22 protein-coding genes and 1 other annotated feature (1 of these 23 running past the window's edge) are annotated in these 21,585 nt (G+C 33.6%); all 22 genes read left to right on the top strand.

What is annotated here, in order from left to right:
- Positions 1–290 precede the first annotated feature (290 nt).
- The 22 genes from ruvC to hemZ all read left to right on the top strand — a co-directional run bounded on the left by ruvC (position 291) and on the right by hemZ (position 21,501).
- The gene (gene ruvC, locus R9X47_RS03905; protein WP_432665406.1) at positions 291–782 is read left to right on the top strand and encodes a crossover junction endodeoxyribonuclease RuvC; all 492 of its coding nucleotides are present in this window, start codon (positions 291–293) and stop codon (positions 780–782) included.
- Between the two features lie 185 nt (positions 783–967).
- Entirely contained in the window at positions 968–1,573 is a 606-nt protein-coding gene (ruvA, locus tag R9X47_RS03900) for a Holliday junction branch migration protein RuvA (protein ID WP_432665405.1), read from the top strand.
- Positions 1,574–1,596: 23 nt separating this feature from the next.
- Positions 1,597–2,649: a Holliday junction branch migration DNA helicase RuvB gene (gene ruvB / locus R9X47_RS03895; protein ID WP_432665404.1), complete on the top strand. Its 1,053-nt coding sequence runs from the start codon at positions 1,597–1,599 to the stop codon at positions 2,647–2,649.
- Positions 2,628–2,840, top strand: a complete 213-nt coding sequence (locus tag R9X47_RS03890) for a DUF2905 domain-containing protein (protein ID WP_432665403.1) — start codon at positions 2,628–2,630, stop codon at positions 2,838–2,840. The genes ruvB and R9X47_RS03890 overlap by 22 nt, the downstream gene beginning before the upstream one ends.
- 26 nt (positions 2,841–2,866) lie before the next feature.
- Positions 2,867–4,501 (top strand): SpoIID/LytB domain-containing protein, encoded by a 1,635-nt coding sequence (locus R9X47_RS03885; protein ID WP_432665402.1) that lies wholly within the window; start codon positions 2,867–2,869, stop codon positions 4,499–4,501.
- Between the two features lie 11 nt (positions 4,502–4,512).
- Entirely contained in the window at positions 4,513–5,538 is a 1,026-nt protein-coding gene (queA, locus tag R9X47_RS03880; RefSeq protein WP_432665401.1) for a tRNA preQ1(34) S-adenosylmethionine ribosyltransferase-isomerase QueA, read from the top strand.
- 11 nt (positions 5,539–5,549) lie between these two features.
- The gene (tgt, locus tag R9X47_RS03875) at positions 5,550–6,668 is read left to right on the top strand and encodes a tRNA guanosine(34) transglycosylase Tgt (RefSeq protein WP_432665400.1); all 1,119 of its coding nucleotides are present in this window, start codon (positions 5,550–5,552) and stop codon (positions 6,666–6,668) included.
- 120 nt (positions 6,669–6,788) lie between these two features.
- Positions 6,789–7,052, top strand: coding sequence for a preprotein translocase subunit YajC (gene yajC / locus R9X47_RS03870; RefSeq protein WP_432665399.1), 264 nt, complete (start codon positions 6,789–6,791; stop codon positions 7,050–7,052).
- 286 nt (positions 7,053–7,338) lie between these two features.
- Positions 7,339–7,734: a TIGR04086 family membrane protein gene (locus R9X47_RS03865; protein ID WP_432665398.1), complete on the top strand. Its 396-nt coding sequence runs from the start codon at positions 7,339–7,341 to the stop codon at positions 7,732–7,734.
- A 70-nt stretch (positions 7,735–7,804) separates the two neighbouring features.
- Positions 7,805–7,945 (top strand): six-cysteine ranthipeptide SCIFF, encoded by a 141-nt coding sequence (gene scfA / locus R9X47_RS03860; RefSeq protein ID WP_432401248.1) that lies wholly within the window; start codon positions 7,805–7,807, stop codon positions 7,943–7,945.
- 150 nt (positions 7,946–8,095) lie between these two features.
- Positions 8,096–9,451, top strand: a complete 1,356-nt coding sequence (scfB, locus tag R9X47_RS03855; protein WP_432665397.1) for a thioether cross-link-forming SCIFF peptide maturase — start codon at positions 8,096–8,098, stop codon at positions 9,449–9,451.
- A 57-nt stretch (positions 9,452–9,508) separates the two neighbouring features.
- Positions 9,509–10,021 (top strand): gamma carbonic anhydrase family protein, encoded by a 513-nt coding sequence (locus R9X47_RS03850; protein ID WP_432665396.1) that lies wholly within the window; start codon positions 9,509–9,511, stop codon positions 10,019–10,021.
- Positions 10,022–10,088: 67 nt separating this feature from the next.
- Complete coding sequence (gene secD, locus R9X47_RS03845; protein ID WP_432665395.1) at positions 10,089–11,384, top strand: protein translocase subunit SecD; 1,296 nt, start codon at positions 10,089–10,091, stop codon at positions 11,382–11,384.
- 14 nt (positions 11,385–11,398) lie between these two features.
- The gene (secF, locus tag R9X47_RS03840) at positions 11,399–12,265 is read left to right on the top strand and encodes a protein translocase subunit SecF (protein ID WP_432665394.1); all 867 of its coding nucleotides are present in this window, start codon (positions 11,399–11,401) and stop codon (positions 12,263–12,265) included.
- 257 nt (positions 12,266–12,522) lie between these two features.
- Complete coding sequence (locus tag R9X47_RS03835) at positions 12,523–12,909, top strand: LapA family protein (protein WP_432665393.1); 387 nt, start codon at positions 12,523–12,525, stop codon at positions 12,907–12,909.
- Positions 12,910–13,193: 284 nt separating this feature from the next.
- Positions 13,194–15,338, top strand: coding sequence for a DHH family phosphoesterase (locus R9X47_RS03830; protein ID WP_432665392.1), 2,145 nt, complete (start codon positions 13,194–13,196; stop codon positions 15,336–15,338).
- Between the two features lie 47 nt (positions 15,339–15,385).
- Positions 15,386–15,898: an adenine phosphoribosyltransferase gene (locus R9X47_RS03825; protein WP_432665391.1), complete on the top strand. Its 513-nt coding sequence runs from the start codon at positions 15,386–15,388 to the stop codon at positions 15,896–15,898.
- A 422-nt stretch (positions 15,899–16,320) separates the two neighbouring features.
- The gene (locus R9X47_RS03820) at positions 16,321–18,489 is read left to right on the top strand and encodes a RelA/SpoT family protein (RefSeq protein ID WP_432665390.1); all 2,169 of its coding nucleotides are present in this window, start codon (positions 16,321–16,323) and stop codon (positions 18,487–18,489) included.
- A gap of 22 nt (positions 18,490–18,511) precedes the next feature.
- On the top strand, positions 18,512–18,961 hold the full coding sequence (gene dtd, locus R9X47_RS03815; protein ID WP_432665389.1) for a D-aminoacyl-tRNA deacylase: 450 nt from the start codon (positions 18,512–18,514) through the stop codon (positions 18,959–18,961).
- Between the two features lie 12 nt (positions 18,962–18,973).
- Entirely contained in the window at positions 18,974–19,594 is a 621-nt protein-coding gene (locus R9X47_RS03810) for an MBL fold metallo-hydrolase (RefSeq protein WP_432665388.1), read from the top strand.
- A gap of 223 nt (positions 19,595–19,817) precedes the next feature.
- A complete protein-coding gene (locus R9X47_RS03805; RefSeq protein ID WP_432665386.1) occupies positions 19,818–20,000 on the top strand; it encodes a hypothetical protein in 183 nt (60 codons plus the stop codon).
- A gap of 10 nt (positions 20,001–20,010) precedes the next feature.
- Positions 20,011–21,501 carry a coproporphyrinogen dehydrogenase HemZ gene (gene hemZ, locus R9X47_RS03800; protein ID WP_432665385.1) on the top strand — a complete coding sequence of 497 codons (1,491 nt, stop codon included), beginning with the start codon at positions 20,011–20,013 and terminating at the stop codon, positions 21,499–21,501.
- Between the two features lie 41 nt (positions 21,502–21,542).
- Positions 21,543–21,585, top strand: a binding site (T-box leader) (it continues 163 nt past the right edge of the window).

Raw genomic sequence — 21,585 nt, 5'->3', positions numbered from 1 at the left:
TCTGAAACACTCCTTTTTTGAGTTCATTTCTTGGAGACAAGTCTATTTGAGACGAGGAGTTCGACGCATCTGGGTTTTTATTTCGTAAAAAAATAAGAGGATTAAGCAAAGTTTTATCGAATATATGTTTGTATAGAAATGTAAATAAAATTAATAATATAGGGTTCATATAGTAGAACTTAATTTATACATGTACAAATACTCAGTGTTTCTGAGAGTTTTGGACATGTATAAATTAAAGTCTCTACTTGAATCCCTATATCAGAGAAAGATTTTATGGAGGATAAAAAATGATTATTTTAGGAATTGACCCAGGGATTGCAATAGTTGGATATGGTATAGTAGAATATAATGGGAACTCTTTTAAGACATTAGATTATGGTGCGATACTTACCGACTCAAAAGAGACTACACCAAATAGATTGAACAAAATTTATGAGGAATTAGGAAAGCTTATAGACATATATAAACCCGATGTGGCTGCTATTGAAGAACTATTTTTTAACAAGAATGTTAAGACTGCAATAGCTGTAGGACAAGCTAGAGGAGTTTTGATTTTGACCGCGGCAAGGAAGAACTTAGACATCTACGAATATACTCCTCTACAAGTAAAACAAGGAGTAGTTGGTTACGGAAGGGCAGAAAAAAAACAGGTACAGATGATGGTGAAGACCTTTCTAAATCTAAGATCTGTTCCAAAACCCGACGATGTTGCCGACGCCTTAGCTGTTGCAATTTGTCACGCTCATACCGGTAGAATGGCGAGTTCGTTTAAGCTTTAGGAATGGATTATTTGAATGTCTAACCATTTTTCAAAGGCATCTAAAAATAAATTAGATAAATATTATTAGGTTTAAAAAAGTAGATTTCTAATCTGTAAAAATTCCATTAATAGTTTTCTAAAAGAAATGCTTTGAAACTTGGAACCAGAAGCGTAGAACTTGCAGCTAAAAAAGGAGTGAAAAAGTTGATTGATTTTATAAAAGGAAAGATAGAACATATTGGTGAAGACTATTTAGTTATTGAAAATAATTCTATAGGTTATAAGATATTTACTTCAGCATATACAACTGCAGACTTGAATGGTAAATCGGAAAATGCTATAGTATATACTCAGATGATTGTAAGGGAAGATGATATTAGGCTTTGTGGCTTTAGTACTAGAGCCGAACTAAAGGTATTCGACCTTTTAAGAACTGTTAAAGGAGTAGGAACTAAAGTTGCCGTAGGGATATTATCTTCTATTCCTTATGTACAACTAGTTAATATATTAATGGCAGGAGATGCAAACAGTTTAACTAAAGCACCGGGAATAGGGAAGAAAACAGCGCAAAGAATTATTTTAGAACTAAAGGATAAGGTTAATAAAACAGAAGAATTTAAAACATTAGATAATATTAGTTTTGATAATACTCCAGTCTTTATAGGAAGTGCAAATGATGAAGCTATTGAAGCGCTTGTTTCTTTAGGTTATAGTAAAGCCGAAGCACAAAACGTCCTTAGAAGTATTGATGATAATCTCTCTATTGAGGAAAAGATAAAGCAGGCATTAAAGCTTTTAGTAAGATTGTAATATGGGAAGGATGATGGATTGCCATGAGTAACGGATTGGATGATAATAGAATTGTAACACCAACCCTAAAGGAAGATGATAGCGAAGTAGAGGGCAGCTTAAGACCCAAAAACCTTAAAGAATATATTGGCCAAGATAAGGTTAAAAACAAAATGAAAATATTTATTGATGCAGCAAAGATGAGAAATGAAGCCTTAGACCATGTACTGTTGTATGGGCCTCCAGGGCTTGGGAAAACGACCCTCTCTAATATTATAGCTAACGAGATGGCAGTAAATATAAGGATTACTTCGGGTCCCGCCATAGAAAGGCCAGGAGATTTGGCAGCTATTCTTACAAACCTTATGGAAAACGATGTTCTGTTTATTGATGAGATACATAGACTTAGCAGGAGTGTTGAAGAGGTACTATATCCTTCTATGGAAGACTATGCCTTAGATATTATTATAGGTAAAGGACCAAGTGCTAGGTCTGTTCGTATAGACCTTCCTAAGTTCACTCTAATAGGTGCAACAACAAGGGCTGGAATGCTTACTTCTCCTCTAAGGGATAGATTTGGAGTTATATGTAAGCTGGATCTATATAGTAATGAAGATTTAAAAGTCATTGTCTTAAGATCTGCTAAGCTTCTTAATGTTCCCATTGATAATGATGCGGCATATGAGATAGCTAAAAGAAGTAGAGGAACACCAAGGATTGTTAATAGACTGCTTAAAAGAGTAAGGGATTTTGCTCAGGTAGTGGGAGAGGGTCAAATAACCCTTGATATAGCAAAAAAAGCCCTGAAAATGCTGGAGGTTGATGACCTTGGGCTAGACAGTGTTGATAGAAGAATACTAAGGGCAATAATAGAAAAATTTGACGGTGGCCCCGTAGGTTTAGATACCTTAGCGGCTTCAACCGGTGAGGAAAAAAATACTGTAGAGGATGTAATTGAGCCATTCTTACTTCAATTAGGTTTTATGAAGAGAACACCAAGGGGTAGAGTAATAACAAGGAAAGCATACGAGCACATGGGAGTAGACTATCATCAAAAAGATGAGGGAGAGACACTATGGAAGCTTTTGGAAGATTAATTATTACCCTCGGGATTATTCTTATCGTAGTTGGTATAATAATCACCTTTGGCAGCAAAATTGGACTAGGTCGTTTACCGGGAGATATATTTGTAAAAAAAGGCAATGTGACCTTCTATTTTCCTATACTCACAAGTATAATAATTAGTATTTTATTAACTATTATAGCTAATCTACTTTTTAGAAGATAGATTAGCTATCATTAAGGAGAGTTGAAATGAAAAAGAGGATATATATTTTATATTGCTTAATACTAGTATTGCTTTTGAGTACCAGTGTTTCCTTAGGATTTGATAAAAGTAATTTACCACAGAGGATTAAGGTTGGATTGAGGTATGGTGATAAGGCAGCCTCTGTAGTTAGTTTGAGTTCAACCAGTGGTTTTGATTTTGGATATTATAACGACAATGGCTTTAATGACCTGTTTACACTTATGGATGTTGAGGATATCACCATAAGAAAAGATGGATATTATAAGAAGCTAAATAATTCATACATAGAAACCTATTCCGATAATGCAGGGGAAAGTGCCTACGGTCCTTATCATGTACAAGTAGGTGGTGGATTTGAATCTAGGGTAGAAATGCAAGAGTTTTTAGATGCAATAGATGATAGATCAACTTATTATCCTGTTTATGATGATGGGTGGCAAATATGGGCAGGTTTATTTATTTCAAAGGAGCAGGCTCAAGAGTTTGCTAACTCAAATGAAAAAATTAATGATAAAAATCTGAAAGTTGTAAAACCTAATAATGGAAGAGTTGTTGTTTTAAGCAAAAAAGGAAAAGTACTATTTATATATAACAGTTCTCAGAGACAATATAATTTTAGGCCCTTCATAGATAAGGATGGAAATGATATTATATCTGTTGATGGAAAAAGGTTCCGCGGTGAAATAATAATTAGTAGATACTCAGATAGTGATATGACAGTTATTAATTATTTGAACCTTGACGAATATCTATATGGTGTTTTGCCAAAGGAAATGTCCGGCGACTGGCCTTTAGAGGCATTGAAGGCACAGGCAGTAGCAGCGAGAAACTTTGCTGTTGCAAACATGGATAAGCATATGGACCACGGATTTAATATGTGTAGTACAATAGATTGTCAGGTTTATGGTGGATACGATATAGAAAAACCAAGAAGTAACATGGCTGTTGATGAAACTACTGGAAAAATACTAACATATGATGGTAAAATAGTAAGTGCGTTTTTTCATTCAAATAGTGGTGGAAGAACAGAGGATAGTGAAAATATCTGGGGTATATCATTGCCCTATATAAAGGGAGTAGAGGACCAGTTTTCTCTTGGAGCACCTCACAGTACTTGGACAAAGGTCTATAGTCCAGAGGAAATTAAAAATGTCCTAAATGCTAATGGGATGAGTATTGGTGATATCAAAGCAATATATCCTGAAGGATATTCTGAAAATGGACGAGTGCTTAGTCTGAAAATAAGTGACGGTTCTAAAGAGGTAGAATTAGTTAAGGAAAAAACAAGAGCATTATTTGGATACTATGATATTAAAAGTATGTACTTTAATCTAAGCTCAGATAGTGACTTATTTGTAAAGAGTTCTGACATGAGTAAGGTGACAAGAAGAACATTAAGCAATGTAAGCATATTATCAGCAAATGATGCTACTAAAACTTCATCAAGCAAGACCTACAAGGCTTTTGATGGAGTCAATTATAAAACTATTTCTGGGGTCCCTACAAAGTATATATTCAATGGAAAAGGCTGGGGTCATGGACTTGGAATGAGCCAATGGGGCGCAAAGAAAATGGCAGAACTGGGTTATACCTATGAAGATATCCTTTTGCACTATTATACCGGAACAACAATAGAATAGGAGTTTAAATAATGAAGACAAGTGATTTTTATTTTGATTTGCCTGAGGAATTAATAGCTCAAGTTCCACTAGACATTAGAGATCAATCTAGATTAATGGTTCTCAACAAGGAAAGTGGAAAAATAGAAAACAAAGGCTTTAGAGACATTTTAGATTACTTAAAAAAGGGTGATTGTTTAGTTTTAAATGACACTAGGGTTATTCCCGCAAGACTTTTTGGAGTAAAGGATACTGGGGCTAACGTAGAATTTTTACTTTTAAAAAGAATAGATAAAGACAGATGGCAAACCCTAGTTAAACCTGGAAAAAGGGCGAAAATTGGTTCGAAATTTTTCTTCGGTAACAATAAAGAACTACAGGGAGAAATTGTTGATTTAGCTGAAGAAGGAACTAGAATAATAGAGTTTACATATGAAGGGATATTTGAAGAAGTCTTAGACAAGCTTGGTAATATGCCACTACCACCCTATATAACTGAAAAACTAGATGATAGAGAAAGATATCAAACGGTGTTCTCTAAGCATAGAGGATCAGCTGCTGCCCCGACGGCAGGGCTTCATTTCACAAATGAGTTATTAGATGAAATAAAAAGCAAAGGTGTTAAGATAGCATATATAACCTTGCATGTAGGACTTGGCACATTTAGACCTGTTAAGGCAGATAATATACTTGAGCATAAGATGCATTCTGAGTTTTATATGGTTAGCAAAAAGACAGCTGATACCATTAATGCTGCAAAAGCTGAAGGTGGAAGAATTATTTCCGTTGGAACAACGGCAACTAGAACTTTGGAAACTGTAGCAGATGAAAATGGGTTAATTAAGGAGAGCAATGGCTGGACGGATATCTTCATTTATCCCGGCTATGATTATAAAATAGTTGATTGTCTTTTAACGAATTTTCATTTACCGGAATCTACACTTATAATGCTTGTAAGTGCCTTAGCTGGCAAAGAAAATGTATTAAATGCATATAACGAGGCAGTAAAAGAAAGATATAGATTCTTTAGCTTTGGTGATGCAATGTTAATTGTTTAGGAGGAAAAGAAATGGCTGTAAAATATGAATTTATAAAAGAGTGTAAACAAACCGGTGCTAGGCTGGGGAAAGTGCATACTCCCCATGGAACGATAGAAACACCGATTTTTATGCCAGTAGGAACTCAGGCTACTGTTAAATCAATGACTCCAGAAGAATTGAAGGAGATTGAGTCACAGATAATATTAAGTAATACATATCATTTATATCTAAGACCAGGTCATGAATTGGTTGAAAAAGCCGGAGGTCTTCATAAGTTTATGAACTGGGATAGACCAATTCTTACGGACAGTGGAGGATTTCAGGTATTTAGTTTGGGTGATCTTAGAAAGATTTCAGAAGAAGGGGTAGAGTTTAGATCCCATATAGATGGCTCTAAACACTTCTTAAGCCCTGAAAAAGTTATGGAGATACAAAATGCCTTAGGATCAGATATAATGATGGTCTTTGACGAATGTGCACCATATCCAGCCGATAGAGAATATGTCAAGAAGTCCTTGGAGAGAACTACAAGATGGGCTAAGAGATGTAAAGAAGCCCACAAGAATACTGACAAGCAAGCACTGTTTGGAATCATACAAGGGGGAATGTACAAGGATCTTAGAGAGCAAAGTGCTAAGGAAATAATAGAACTTGATTTTCCAGGCTATGCAGTAGGTGGATTGAGCGTAGGTGAGCCTAAGCCGCTAATGTATGAGGTGCTTGAGTATACAACTCCATTGATGCCAAAGGATAAACCTAGATATTTGATGGGAGTAGGAAGCCCAGACTGTTTGATTGAAGGTGCTATTAGGGGAATAGATATGTTTGACTGTGTGCTGCCAACTAGAATAGCTAGAAATGGTACAGCGATGACTAGTCAAGGAAGAATTGCCATAAAACAGGCAAGATATTTTGATGATTTTTCTCCACTAGATCCAGAATGCGATTGTTATACATGTAAAAATTACACGAAGGCATATTTAAGACATTTGTTCAAGGCTAATGAGATCTTATCATCGAGACTATTCTCATATCACAATCTATACTTCTTATTAAAGCTTATGGCGAATGTTAGAGAAGCCATAAGAAATGACAGGCTGTTAGACTTCAGAAATGAGTTTTTTGAAAAGTATGGATATGAAGTATAAAAAAGGCTTTAGTAAGTTAACAATTTCCTATGTGTTATAAAAAAAATAAAGGGAAATTAAATTTTTCGTTGAATACTATAAGGTGTTGATTGTATACATATATAAGGAGGAGGAAATATAATGCCACAACAATATTCAGGTTTAATTATGATGGTAGTATTTTTTGGTATCTTCTATTTCTTGCTGATTAGACCTCAGCAAAAAAAGAATAAGCAAGTCCAAAAAATGAGAAGCGAATTAAAGGTTGGGGATAATATTATTACCATAGGTGGAATCCATGGGAAAGTAGTAAATATCAAAGATGAGGTTTTAACTTTAGAAGTTGGAGCTGACAAGGTTAAGCTACAGGTTTCTAAATGGGCTGTAGGAAGCGTCAAAGAGTAATCATAAGAAAATCTTCAAGAGAATGGTCTTTTAATTCAAGCCATTCTTTTTTTATTGGAGTCATTTCTCGAAGAGAAATCTGACTAAAACAAAGGAGTTCGATGTCCCTGAGCTTTATTATTTGTTCTAAATAATTTCTCTCCACATATATTTTAGTAATATAGAGACTCAAGTAAAGACTTTAATTTACACATATCCAAAAGTCTCAGAAACGCTGAATATTTGTACATGTATAAATTAAGTCTTACTAAGAACTCTATACAATAGTTTGTGGAGGTGTAATCATATGGCTAACGCCAAATATTATGAAGGTAAGGAAAGGATGCCTAAGCTAATATACTTTAGGAGCATTGGTAGATCCCTTATCATAACTGTAATCTTAATGTTAATTATAGCAGCTATAATTACCTATACATCAGTTTCAGATTCTATAATGCCTCTTTTAACTTCTGTAATTATGGTCATTAGTATAGCCTATAGTGGATTGCTCTCAGCAACAAAAATAAGAAAGCGTGGCTTAATGCACGGATTGATCACTGGAGCCATATATATAATGCTTGTATTATTTTTAAGCTGGGTTCTTGCAAGAGATTTTTCTATAAATAGATATACTATAATTAAAGCCATAATAGGTATTATTTCTGGTGGTGTTGGTGGCATGATTGGTGTGAATTTAAAATAATACTTTTCATTAGTGATAGCAATATGCTATAATTTAGAAGTACTTTTAAAATAGGAGGTAGGAATAAAAGATGAAGCATATCAAAACATTAAGCATTGGATCACTTAAGAAATCTGCTGAAAAAGGTGGATGCGGAGAATGTCAAACTTCTTGCCAATCTGCTTGTAAAACTTCTTGTACAGTTGCAAATCAAGAATGCGAAAATAGATAGTACATATAAAAGGCAGCAATAAGGCTGCTTTTTCTATGTGAAAAAATAATATATTAATATATATAAATTTTTTAACTTGAATAATAGTTTTAAATTTAATAAAATTAAAGTTAGAGACTTTTAGTGATTTGGTAAAGAAAGGAAAGAGCTATGATACACAAATTTGAAATTGATGATATTAGAATAGTTTTAGATGTAAACAGTGGGGCAGTCCATATAGTAGATAAGTTAGTATATGAGATCTTGGATTACTATCCTTCTAAGGATATAACTGAAACTACTGAGTTATTAAAGGACAAGTATAGCAAGGATGAGATTGACAATGCCTTTGAGGAAATAAGATATCTTAAGGAAAATGAGATGCTATTCTGTGGAGATTCATATATAAATGATTCATCATTTATAAATAGAAAGCCAGTCATCAAGGCTCTATGTCTACATATAGCCCATGATTGCAACATAAGATGTGAGTACTGCTTTGCTTCACAGGGAGACTTTAAAGGTGACAGAAGTTTAATGTCAGAAGAAGTAGGGAAAAAAGCCCTTGATTTACTCATCGAAAATTCTGGAAATAGAAGAAACTTGGAGGTAGACTTCTTTGGAGGAGAACCACTATTAAATTTTGACGTGGTAAAAAGCTTAGTTGATTACGGTAGAAAGAGAGAAAAAGAGACAAATAAGAATTTCAGATTTACATTAACTACAAATGGAGTTTTATTAAATGACGAAATAATTGAATATATTAATGAAAATATGGAAAATGTAGTCCTAAGTATAGATGGAAGAAAAGAAGTAAACGATAAAATGAGATATACTGTAAACGGAAGCGGTACATACGATATTATTATTCCTAAACTTAAAAAGATGGCCGAAACTAGAAATGGTAAGAGCTATTATGTTAGGGGGACATTTACAAAGCATAACTTAGACTTTGCAAATGATGTACTTCATCTAGCAGATTTAGGCTTTAAAAATACATCTGTTGAACCCGTAGTAGCTGAGCCTGGAATGGCATATGAGCTGACTGAAGAGGATCTGCCAGTAATCTATGAACACTATGAAAACTTAGCTAAGGAAATGATTCGTAGAGAGGAAGCTGGAGAAGGCTTTAACTTTTTTCACTTCATGATAGATTTAAATCAGGGGCCATGTGTAATTAAAAGATTGACTGGATGTGGAGCAGGATCAGAGTATCTGGCTATAACTCCAGAAGGAGATTTATATCCATGTCATCAATTTGTTGGTAATGAAGACTTTAAAATTGGGGATGTTGATTCAGGCTTAATTAATAAGGATTTAGGCAAAGAATTTGGCGATGCCCATGTCTACAACAAAGAAAAGTGCAGAGAATGTTGGGCCAAGTTCTACTGTAGTGGTGGATGTCATGCTAATGCCTTTAATTTTAACAAAGATATAAATATTCCCTATGAATTAGGTTGTGAGATGGAAAAAAAGAGAATAGAATGTTCTCTTTATATAAAGGCAAAACTAAGTGTAGAGAGTTAAAGTTTTTACTGAAATCTCTATATGAAGTAGAATTTGAAATTATGGAGGGAATAATTTATGATTATGAAGTATCTGGATTTTGTTCCAAACGTTCATGACAGTTGCTATGTAGCAGAAACAGCACAGATCATAGGCAGAGTTACATTAAAAGAAAATGTAAACATCTGGTTTGGAACTGTTTTAAGGGGGGATGGAAACTCTATAGAAGTAGGAGCCAACACAAACATACAAGACAATAGTGTTGTTCATATAAATGACGATACTCCAACTACTATTGGAGAGAATTGTACCATAGGACACTGCGCAATAATTCATGGTTGTACAATTGGAAACAATGTCCTAATAGGTATGGGTGCTATTGTTTTAGATGGAGCTGTAATAGAGGATAATGTAATCGTAGGAGCCGGTGCATTAGTTCCGCAGGGTAAAAGAATTCCTAAAAACTCTTTAGTTCTTGGATCACCATGTAAGGTGGTAAGACAACTAACTGAAGAAGATTTAAAGGGATTAGAAGAATCGGCGACGCTTTATGTAAATCGTTCAAAGGAATACAAAGAAAATGTAAAGTAATATTGCAACACATTATAATCTAAAATCAACATACTATATGATGAAGAAAGTTAGGAGGATAAGGGGTATGAAGGCAAAAAACTTTTTTATTTTTCTGCTTGTCCTAGCAATTATAGGTACAGGTGCATACACTGCTTTTATGGGGCTACAAATCGGTAACTTTACTATCGCTCCCGTTAAGGACTCAATGAATCTAGGTTTGGATATTAAAGGTGGAGCTTTTGTTGTATTAGAGGCTGAGACAGATGCCCAGGGAGACGAACTGAAAACCATAATGGCTCAAACTAAGGAAGTCATTATAAGACGTGTAAATGCTATGGGTCTTAGTGAGCCAAATATAGTACTAGAAGGTGAAAAACGAATAAGAATAGAGCTTCCAGGTGTAAAAAATACTCAAGAAGCAATAGACGCTATAGGTAAAACTGCGCAGTTGAAATTTATGAAATCCGATGGAGAAGTAGTTGTTACAGGTAGTGAGGTAAAGGATGCTAAACTAGGTTTCCATCCTGATACTCAAGAACCTGTTGTTACCTTTGAGTTAAACAGTGAAGGAGCAAAGAAATTTCAATTGGCAACTAGGGAACTTGCTAAATTGCCTAACGCATTACAGGATCCTAATGATCCTGAGAAAATAATATCAAATTATAATAAGTTGATACATATTGTACTAGATGAAAATCCTATATCTAGTCCAGTGGTTTCTGATGAGATTCCTAATGGAAAGGGATTCATTAGTGGAGGCTTTACTAGTGAATCAGCTGCAAACCTTGCTGCTTTAATAAGAGGGGGTGCACTACCAGTTAACCTGAAGGAAATACAAACTTCTGCGATTGGACCTACTTTAGGTATAGACTCTCTTAATACAAGTCTTGATGCCGCAAAAATAGGTGTTGGATTAGTATTACTATTTATGCTACTATACTATAGAGTACCTGGATTTGTTGCAAACATAGCATTGGTTATGTACATGTTAATTGTAATCTTTACGCTAGTTGGACTTAACGCAACACTAACACTACCAGGGGTTGCAGGTTTGATACTAGGTGTAGGTATGGCCGTTGATGCAAATGTAATCATTTTCGAAAGATTGAAGGAAGAAATAAGAAACGGAAAGACTATAAGAGCTTCGATTGATTCAGGTTTTTCTAAGGCATTAAGAACAATTCTAGATGCTAACATAACAACCTTCATAGCCGCAATAGTATTGTACTACTTTGGTCTTGGACCAATACAAGGATTTGCTGTAACGCTTATGATTGGTATTTTAGCTAGTATGTTTACAGCAGTATTTGTAACGAAGTACCTATTAAAGCTAATCATTAGAATGGATATCTTTAAAAACACTAAGCTGTTTGGGGCGTAGAAGGGAGAATTAATATGAAAATTGCACAGAATTATAAGATATGGTTTAGTATATCGCTTGCTGTTATGATTTTAGGTATAGTAATGGCGGCTACCTCTGGTGTTAATTTTGGTATAGATTTTACTGGTGGAACTTTAATGCAATTTAACATCGGACAAGACTTTACAGTTGAAGAAATAAGGGAAATAACTTCTACATTTGAATTAGAGGCTGACGTATTACATGCAGGCGCTACAAAGAAAGAAGTTATAATCAAGACAAAGAAAGATCTTTCAAATCAACAAAGAATGGAAGTATTTGATGCATTTAAAGAAAAGTATAATCTTGTAGATGATGACTTTAGACAAGCTCAGCAGTTTGGACCTTCAATGGGTGTTGAAATAAGAAACAAAGCCCTAATCTCTATACTGTTAGCTTCTATAGGAATGCTTATATATATTACCTTCAGATTTAAATCAATCAAATTTGGTGCAGCTGCGATAATAGCACTAGTACATGATACGCTGATTGTACTATCCATGTACGCTATATTTAAAATACCAGTAAACAGTCCATTTATTGCTGCCATATTAACAATCGTTGGTTATTCAATAAATGATACAATAGTTGTATTTGACAGATTAAGAGAAAACCTTAAATATCAGAAAAAGGAAACAGCATTTGAAATTGCTGATACTAGTATTAAGCAGACATTAACTAGATCAATCAATACTTCATTAACTACACTACTAGTTATTGGCTCATTATACGTTCTAGGTGTTGAATCAATAAAAGAATTTGCACTTCCTTTATTGGCAGGTGTTATTACTGGAACATATTCATCAATATTTATAGCTAGTCCTGTTTGGGCTTTATCAAATAGTTTTGGAAAGAATAAATAGGCGAATAAAAACTCAGGGGCATCGAACCCCTTCGTTTTGGTCAGATTTTCTTAGAAAAATGACCTCAGAAAATCAAGCCCATCAGATAATAGGTCTGATGGGTTTTGTGTTTTGGAGAAAAAATTATAATAGTGAGTAGACAAAGGAACCTTTTATTTTTTGATGAATAATCTAGAATTGAGAAGGAGAAAAGAAATTTTTGTTGAATATTAATTAAATACTATTCGAAATTTTGAAACAGTAAGAGGAGTGATTTGATGCAAATTTTATTTATATTTTCACTTGTTTTTGCCATCCTTGTTTCGGTATTCGCAGTTATGAATTCCGATCCGGTTACCATAAAATTATTATGGAAACAATATGAATTTTCTCAAGCTATAATTATTTTAGGATCAGCTGCAATTGGTGCAATAATAGTAGCGCTTTTAGGAATGGTAAATAGGGTTAAATCAGGTTTTAAAATTCGTGAATTACAAAATAAAATAAAGGGTCTGGAAAAGGAGCTAGAAGAGTTTAAACCTGTTGACAGTGTAGAGGTTGAAGCTAGCACAAATGATGAAGCTGAAGAGAGTGTGAATATAATAGAGAAGCCAATAATTCCAGATGAGGAGACACCAGAATCAGGAGATGAAGGGCAAGTATAGAGATTAAGCATAAAAAGAGATCGATTAAGACTGAGAAAAATCTTGGTCGTTTTTTTTTGAATATACTGTATAAAAAGTGTAATTAAAACCAGATTAATCATAGAATACTTATGAGATTTTCCTTGTAAAAGCAATATAGGAGCTAAAACCTGTTGAATCAGATCACAATTTATCATATAATAAGAAGTGATTGTTTTTGTAATTTCTAAAATTCTTTATAAGAATATAGGGACAATAAATTTTAAGTCATTATACTTTGGTGGTGCTTATTTATAGGTGAAAATATGCAATTACATGATAATTTATGGAGATATGTTGAAGGTAATAATATAAATCTTCAAGAATTTGTAGAACAATTGGGAATTTCAAAGATTACAGCAAGGCTTCTATTAAATAGAGGTATAGATAGTATAGACGAGGCTAGAGATTTTCTAAGTCCTAGGCTGAGTCAGCAAAACGATCCATTCCTGCTTTGGGATATGGATAGGGCAGTTGCTAGGATTAATAAAGCTATCAAAGAAAGGGAAAGTCTTTGGGTATATGGGAGCGATTACATTGAGAACATAATATCCGTAGCATTTCTTTGTAGATATTTTATGTCAGTTAACTATGGTGTTACTTATTATATAAATGATCAAATCAGACAAAACTCTATAATAACCCATGATTCAATTGACTACATTAAATCTATGGGTGGAGATTTGATTATCTGCGTAGGTTGTCAAGTTGAGACGAATGAGATTGTTGAGTATGCTCATTCAAATGATATCGATATAATAATAATCGATAATCTTGAATATAAGGAGATTCCTCCGCAATCAGTGGCAGTTATTAATCCTAGAATGAAAGAATCCAAGTATCCCTTTGAAATGTTATCTTGTGTTGGAATAGCATTGAAATTGATCCAAGGGATTACTAAGGATGAAGAGGCTTCTAAAAAATACAGAGATTTGGATATTGTTGCCCTAGGAACCTTAGCCGACAATGTACCTATTATAGGTGAAAACAGAGTATTTGCTAAGATTGGTTTAGATGCTCTTAGAGTTACACGGAATCCTGGGCTTAAAGCCTTTATTCAAATTTTTGGGTATAATAATAGTGAGTTTGAGATTGAAGATATACTTAGGGATATTACAGCCCTTGCCTGTTTAGATAAAAAAAGTAATGGGGAATCTGTTATTGTAAAACTTCTATTATCTCAAGATCATGATGAAGCGATAGAGATTTGTGAAGATTTATATAGAGATTTCATGGCCAATAATCTTAAGATTGAAAAGTGCGAGGCTTCGGTTTGTGAAATTGATATGGAAATCGATGTAAAAGATATAGGATTTAAGCTAATTGAAGAAATAAATATGTTTGAGCCATTTGGATTTGGAAATCCTAAGCCAGTATTTTCCTATAGCAAAATTACAGTAGAGAGCTTCACCTATTCCGGTGAAAATGGAGATGATTTAAAGCTTCTTGTTCAAGATGAGAATAGGATATTTGACTGTATAGGCCTAGGTTTAGCTAAAGCAAATACAACACTGTCTAAACTTGAGAAAATAGATTTGGCTTTTAGCTTAGAAGTAAGTACCTTTAAAGATATACAAACTATACAGCTAAATATTAAGGACTTGAGAAGGCGATGTGAGGATGCCTATAAAGAAAATAGCTTAATTCATAGTTATTATCAGGCATTTATTAAGAAAATAAAGAGTTATGAGTATTTGCCTAGGGAAGCCAGCTATAAAAATATCAAGGATTTACGTAATGCCGAAGATAGAGCTAGGTATGTTGTTAATAATTTAAAATCCAGTGATTCTAACTTAATACTGGTTAATACAGTAGATGGACTTATCGAGTTATGCTTGCTTTTAAGCGATACCAAAAATTTTAGTCTACTTGATAGTATTAGTTTTAACTATCCTACGGCTCATAAAAATAGTGTCATAGTTGTAAATCCTATTTTAATGGACTTTGATTTAAAAGAGTATGAAAATATTTACGTTTATGATATACCATTATTGGAAGAGGAAGTTGACATATTATCAGATTCTGATAAAACTATCCATATTCTTTATAATAAGGATGAATGTAAAAAAGTAACTGCTTTTTTTAAGGGTTCAATTCCTGCGAGAGATGATTTGGCAGAACTTTATAAATATTTGAAGAGTGGTGTGAAGGATAAGGAAATTTTATATCAAGACATGATAAAAGACTTATATAAAATGGATTATCCTAAACTTAGGATTGGTTTAGATATACTATCGGATGCGGAACTTTTAAATTTTAGTCAGCATGGCGAGAGTTTAAGCTTAGAATTACTACCACCACCTAAGAAAAAAATAGATATTACAGCTACAAAGCTCTACACAAATATATGTTTTTTGAGGGATAGATTTAGAAGATATACTAAAACTGCTTTTACTATTGACTTTAAATAGTTTTAAATTAAATATGAACTAATATTAGATCTTAGGGAGGTTTTAAAGTGAATTTAGTTGACAAAATTAGAGTTATAGAAGATTTTCCAAAGGAAGGTATAAGCTTCAAAGATATTACTACTTTACTTCAAGACGGTGAGGCATATAAGGCTGCCATTGATTTATGTATAGAAGAAGTAAAGGATATAGACTTTGATGTTATTATTGGACCGGAAGCTAGAGGCTTCTTAATAGGAGCGCCAATGTCTTATGCAACAAAAAAAGGCTTTGTTCCAGTAAGAAAACCTGGTAAGCTACCTGCTGAAACAGTTAAGTATGAATACGAATTAGAATACGGAACTGATGTGTTAGAAATGCACAAAGATGCTATTAAACCTGGAGATAAGGTTTTAATCGCTGATGACCTATTAGCTACTGGTGGAACAACTTTATCTACAATAAAGCTAGTTGAGCAATTAGGTGGAGAAGTAGTAGGCATGGTATTCTTAATAGAATTAGCTTTTCTAAATGGAAAAGATGTATTAAAGGATTATGATGTAAGATCTATAATTAAATACTAGGCAATGGATTAGAATTTGCTATTTTAATATATAGTACTTAATAAGCATCTATATACTAATAAATCGAATTTAGTCGATTAATACAAAAAGTCATTTTTAAAAACTATGAAAAATGACTTTTTTATTATATAATATACTTACTGAATTTATTACTGTTTAAAGTATACATTATACAACTATAAAACATTCCAATTTAAAGATTTACAAATATATTTTCGTCTATTTGACATATTATAAATAACCGAACAAATAAAATATAAAAGTTTGCTAATACTGGAAACGATATTTGAAAAACATTCAAAAATGTGACAGATTTTTTAAAAATATAATTTCCATTATGAGTGTAAACAAAGTCAATCTTAACAATCTTTATAATAGACTTTGTTCTTATTTATTTTGAGGCTGTAGAGGGTGATGATCTAATGTTAGAAAATTTCATAGAAAAAATAAAACAGTACAACCCTCATTATGATTTATCGAGAATAATAAAGGCTTTTAACTTCGGTGATAGTGCCCATGAAGGTCAATACAGGAAGTCTGGAGAGAAGTTTTTTGTCCATCCAGTGAACGTTGCTCTTATACTAGCGGAATTGGAACTCGATGAAAGTACAATTATCGCTGGGCTATTGCACGATGTTATTGAGGATACAAAATATTCTTTTGATGATATAACGAGGGAATTTGGAGAAGAGGTAGCCATATTAGTAGATGGGGTTACTAAACTAAAGAAGTTCACATACGAGACAAAGGAAGAAAGGCAAGCAGAAAACCTTAGAAAAATGTTTTTAGCCATGGCTAAGGATATAAGGGTAATACTTATCAAGCTTGTTGATCGACTTCATAATATGAGAACTCTTGAATACATGACGGAAGCCAAAAAGAAAGAAAAGGCTATGGAAACCCTAGAAATTTATGTGCCCATCGCTAACAGGTTAGGTATATCTAAAATAAAGTGGGAGTTTGAAGATCTATGTCTGAGATATATAGATCCTGAAGGATATTATGATCTAGTTGAAAAAGTAGCCAAGAAGAGAAAAGAAAGAGAAGACTATATAAATCTTGTTACCAGTCAATTAGAGAAAGATCTAAAAGATCACGAGTTTGAATACGAGATATACGGGAGACCAAAGCATTTTTATAGCATATATAAAAAGATGGTATATCAACATAAAACCTTTGAAGAAATCTTTGACCTAACGGCAATAAGAGTACTGGTAGATAACCTTAAGGATTGCTATGCCATACTAGGGATAGTTCATACAAAGTGGAAGCCAATACCAGGAAGATTTAAAGATTATATTGCTATGCCTAAGTCTAATATGTATCAATCCCTGCATACGACTGTTATAGGTCCTATGGGAGAACCCTTTGAGATTCAGATAAGAACTTGGGAAATGCACAGAGTTGCTGAATATGGTATTGCAGCCCATTGGAAGTACAAAGAGGGTAAAGATGATGAAGAAGAGATGGATAAGAAGTTAGCATGGCTTAGACAGCTTTTAGAATGGCAAAGAGAACTAAAGGACCCTAAAGAATTCATGGAATCATTGAAGATTGATCTATATACTAATGAGGTTTTTGTTTTCACACCGAAGGGAGACGTAATTGATCTTCCTGCTGGCTCAACGCCTGTTGACTTTGCATATAAAATCCACTCTGCAGTAGGAAATAAGTGTATAGGGGCAAAGGTAGATGGCCGTATTGTTCCTTTAGATCATAAACTTAAAACTGGAAATATTATTGATATATTAACATCTAACAATAGTAACGGACCTAGTAGGGATTGGCTTAAATTTGTTAAAAGTTCCCAAGCAAAGAATAAAATAAGACAATGGTTTAAAAAAGAAAGAAGAGAAGAGAATACCCAAAGAGGTAAGGAAATGCTTGAAAAGGAAGCAAAAAGACAAGGGTATTCATATAAAGAACTTTTGAAGACAGAATGGCTAACCGCAGTAATGAAAAAACTTCGTTTTAATAACATAGAAGACTTGTATGCTGCCATTGGTTACGGGGGAATAGCCCTAAACCAAGTTATTCCTAAGCTAAAGGAGTTTTATAAAGAAGAACATAAAGAGAATAAACCAGTTGAAGACCCCGATAATATTCAAGCAGCTGTTTCTAAAAGAAAGAGTAACAAAAAGACTCATCAGGGAGTCACGGTTAAAGGAATAGACAATATTCTTGTAAGATTTGCTAAATGCTGTAGTCCAGTTCCTGGTGATGAGATAGTCGGTTATATCACCAGAGGTAGAGGTGTTACGGTACATCGTGAGGATTGCCCGAATATACAAAATGATCAAAACAGCTATGATAGACTGATTGATGTAGAATGGGATGCAGGTAAAAAGATTTCCTATTCAGCTGAAATACAGATTGTTTCTAGAGATAGAAAAGGTATACTAGCTGAAATGACTACTATGATTTCTGAATCAAAATTACAGATTTCAGCAATTAATGCAAGGACAACTAAAGAAAAGCTAGTGATTATAAACTTAACCATAGAAATATCAGATACTCAGCAGCTTTCAAAGCTAATGAATAAATTTAGATCTATGAAGGACGTAATAGAGGTTAAAAGAGTTATATCATAGTAGTGAAGGGGAGAAAAGCAGTATGAGAGCAGTTGTACAAAGAGTCAGCGATGCAAAGGTAACTGTAGAAGAGAAGACAACTGGGAGCATTGGACAAGGGCTTATGATACTCTTAGGAGTAGAAGATGGGGACAGTATGGATGACGTCAAATATATGGTAGAAAAAATTACGAACTTGCGTATTTTTGAAGACGAAAATGATAAGCTGAATCTTTCAGTTTTAGATATAGAGGGTGAAATCCTTGTTGTTTCTCAATTTACTTTATTAGGAGACTGTCGAAAGGGAAGAAGACCAAACTTCATGAAGGCGGCTAAGCCTGAGATTGCGAATGAGCTCTATGAAGAGTTTGTTTCAGAAGCTAGAAAAAAAGGACTAAAGGTTGGAACAGGAGTTTTTAGAGAACATATGGTAGTTAATCTATCAAATGATGGACCTGTTACGATACTAGTTGATAGCAACAAAACATTTTAAGGAGTTGATACAATGTATTTGGAAAGGATACCGGCGGGAATCTACGCAGCTAATTGTTATTTGATTGCCTGCGAGAAAACTAATAAAGCAGCTGTTATTGATCCCGGTGGAGATGCTAATACGATTTTACAGAAGATAAAGGAAAAAGGATTTAACCTTGAATATATTATCTTAACCCATGGACATGGTGATCATATTGGAGGAGTTGAAGAGATAAAGAAAAACTCTGAGGCTAAAATCCTAATTCATAAAGATGATGAATACTTAGTAAAGAGTGCTTCTAAAAACCTATCGAGCCTTATGAGTGGACCGGATGTAGCTTTTTTAGCCGATAATCTTTTAGAAGATGGTGAAACTATTAATCTTGGTGAGTTGGAGCTAAAGGTTATTCATACGCCTGGACATACACCTGGAGGTATATCTATTAAAGCTGAAGATATGATTTTCACAGGAGATACCTTATTTGCTAACTCCATCGGAAGAACCGACTTTGAAGGTGGATCCTTTGAAGAGATTATTAGCTCTATCAAAAATAAGCTGTTGATTTATGACGATGAGGTAAAGGTACTACCAGGTCATGGACCAGCATCAACAATAGGTATAGAAAGGGCTAAAAATCCTTTTTTACGATAGTTCGATTTGGGGGTGTTTCAGGGTGAATGGATTTCGAATAATAGAGAAATTCATCATTGAGAGACACCCCAATAGTTTTTGGCAAAATTAACTTCGAATTATTCACGAAAAATTTGAAATTACTTGTACATTTTCAAACTTTTTATGAATAATTCGGGATAATGAATACCCTTTAAGCCATATGGAGAAAATACTTTTAAATTATGTTTTAGGAGGAGTTCAAATGGCTAAAAAGGTTAATAATTACTTTAACAACAATAATAAAAATAACTTTATGGATATCGATTGTGAAGAGTTAATGAGAATGGTTGACTCTGGATACAAAACTGAAGAAATCGCTAAGGCCTTATCTGTTTCAAAGGAACAAATAAATAACCTTAAGAGTGAAATCGATAAATATTACTAAGGGTGGAAATATGATAAATGTAGTATTAAAGGGACATGACTTTAGATATGAAGTTGGAGAATTAATTAAAATTTTTGGTCTATTTAAAGATATAAACTTTGTGGATGAAGTTAAGCTAAACGCAGATAAGCAAGGGTTAGTTTTGATGAACGAAGTTACAAAGGAAAATGACAAATATACTATAATAACTAAGCTTTTAAATAGTAAGGATATAACGGATGCAAATGAAACAACCTATGAAGTACCAAGGGATATAAGTGACATCGAAGAAAGAAAAGAGCTAAAGAGAAAGATCAAAGTAAACATATTTGAATCTTTAATTAAAACCTGTGAAGTAGATATACCTTGGGGAATTTTGACTGGAATTAGACCAACAAAGATAGTACATGAACTCTTAGACGAGAAAAAAAGTTTGAATGAAATAAAAGAAGTTCTTAATAATGAATATAAAATAAAAGATGAAAAAATAAAGCTTGTAACTGATGTAGCTCTTTGTGAAAGGGAATATATCTATCCAATTAATGAAGAATTAGTCAGCTTATACATAAGTATCCCATTTTGTCCAACAAGATGTGTGTACTGCTCATTTCCATCAAATCCTATTAAGGATGGAAGTAGTAAGGTTGATGATTATCTAGAAGCCTTAAAAAAGGAAATAGCAGATACAAGTAGATTATTGTCTGATCATGGAAAAAGGGTAGAAACTATCTATATAGGTGGAGGAACACCGACTACCTTGTCGGCAGATCAGTTTGATATGCTTATTAATTTGACCCTTAAAAGCTTTGATGTAACAAACTTAAAGGAATTTACAGTTGAAGCTGGAAGACCTGATACAATAGATAAGGATAAGCTAAAGACACTAAAACTAAATGGTGTGGAAAGGATTAGTATTAATCCTCAAACCATGAACGCCAAAACTTTAAAGCTTATTGGAAGAAAGCATAGCCCAGAGGAAATTGAAAGAGCTTTTTATGAGGCAAAGGAAGTAGGCTTTAAATCAATCAATATGGATATGATCATTGGCCTACCGGATGAAGGTGTAAGGGAAGTTAGAAATACCCTTGAGGTAATCAAAAGACTTAGCCCGGAAAACCTTACAGTACATACCTTAGCCATTAAGAAGAGTTCTAAATTAAATGAATCAATAGATGACTTTGAAATGGCCAAGGAAACTTTAGCCAAGGAAATGCTAGATTTAACTAAGAACTATGCTCATGAAATTGGTATGTATCCATACTATATGTATAGGCAGAAATATATGGTGGGTAATTTAGAAAATGTAGGATACTCTAAAAAAGGCCATGAATGTATTTATAATATGCAGATAATGGAGGAAAAGCAATCGATTATTGCCCTTGGAGCAGGAGCTATATCTAAGATTACTGCACCTAAGGAAAATAGGTTTGAAAGAGTTCCTAATGTGAAAAATGTTGACGAGTATATAAAAAGAGTAGATGAAATGGTTGAACGAAAAAGAAAGCAAATATCCTTGACATAATAGTAAGAGTGATTTATAATAAATGAAAACTTTATAATAATTTAACAGCTAAGAAGAGGAAGAGTACCTATAATGATGGTTTTA

Source organism: Wukongibacter baidiensis, assembly GCF_050888315.1.
Classification (GTDB): domain Bacteria; phylum Bacillota; class Clostridia; order Peptostreptococcales; family Caminicellaceae; genus Wukongibacter; species Wukongibacter baidiensis.
Note: the sequence above shows the minus strand (reverse complement) of the source record. Positions and strands in the feature narration are given on the sequence as shown.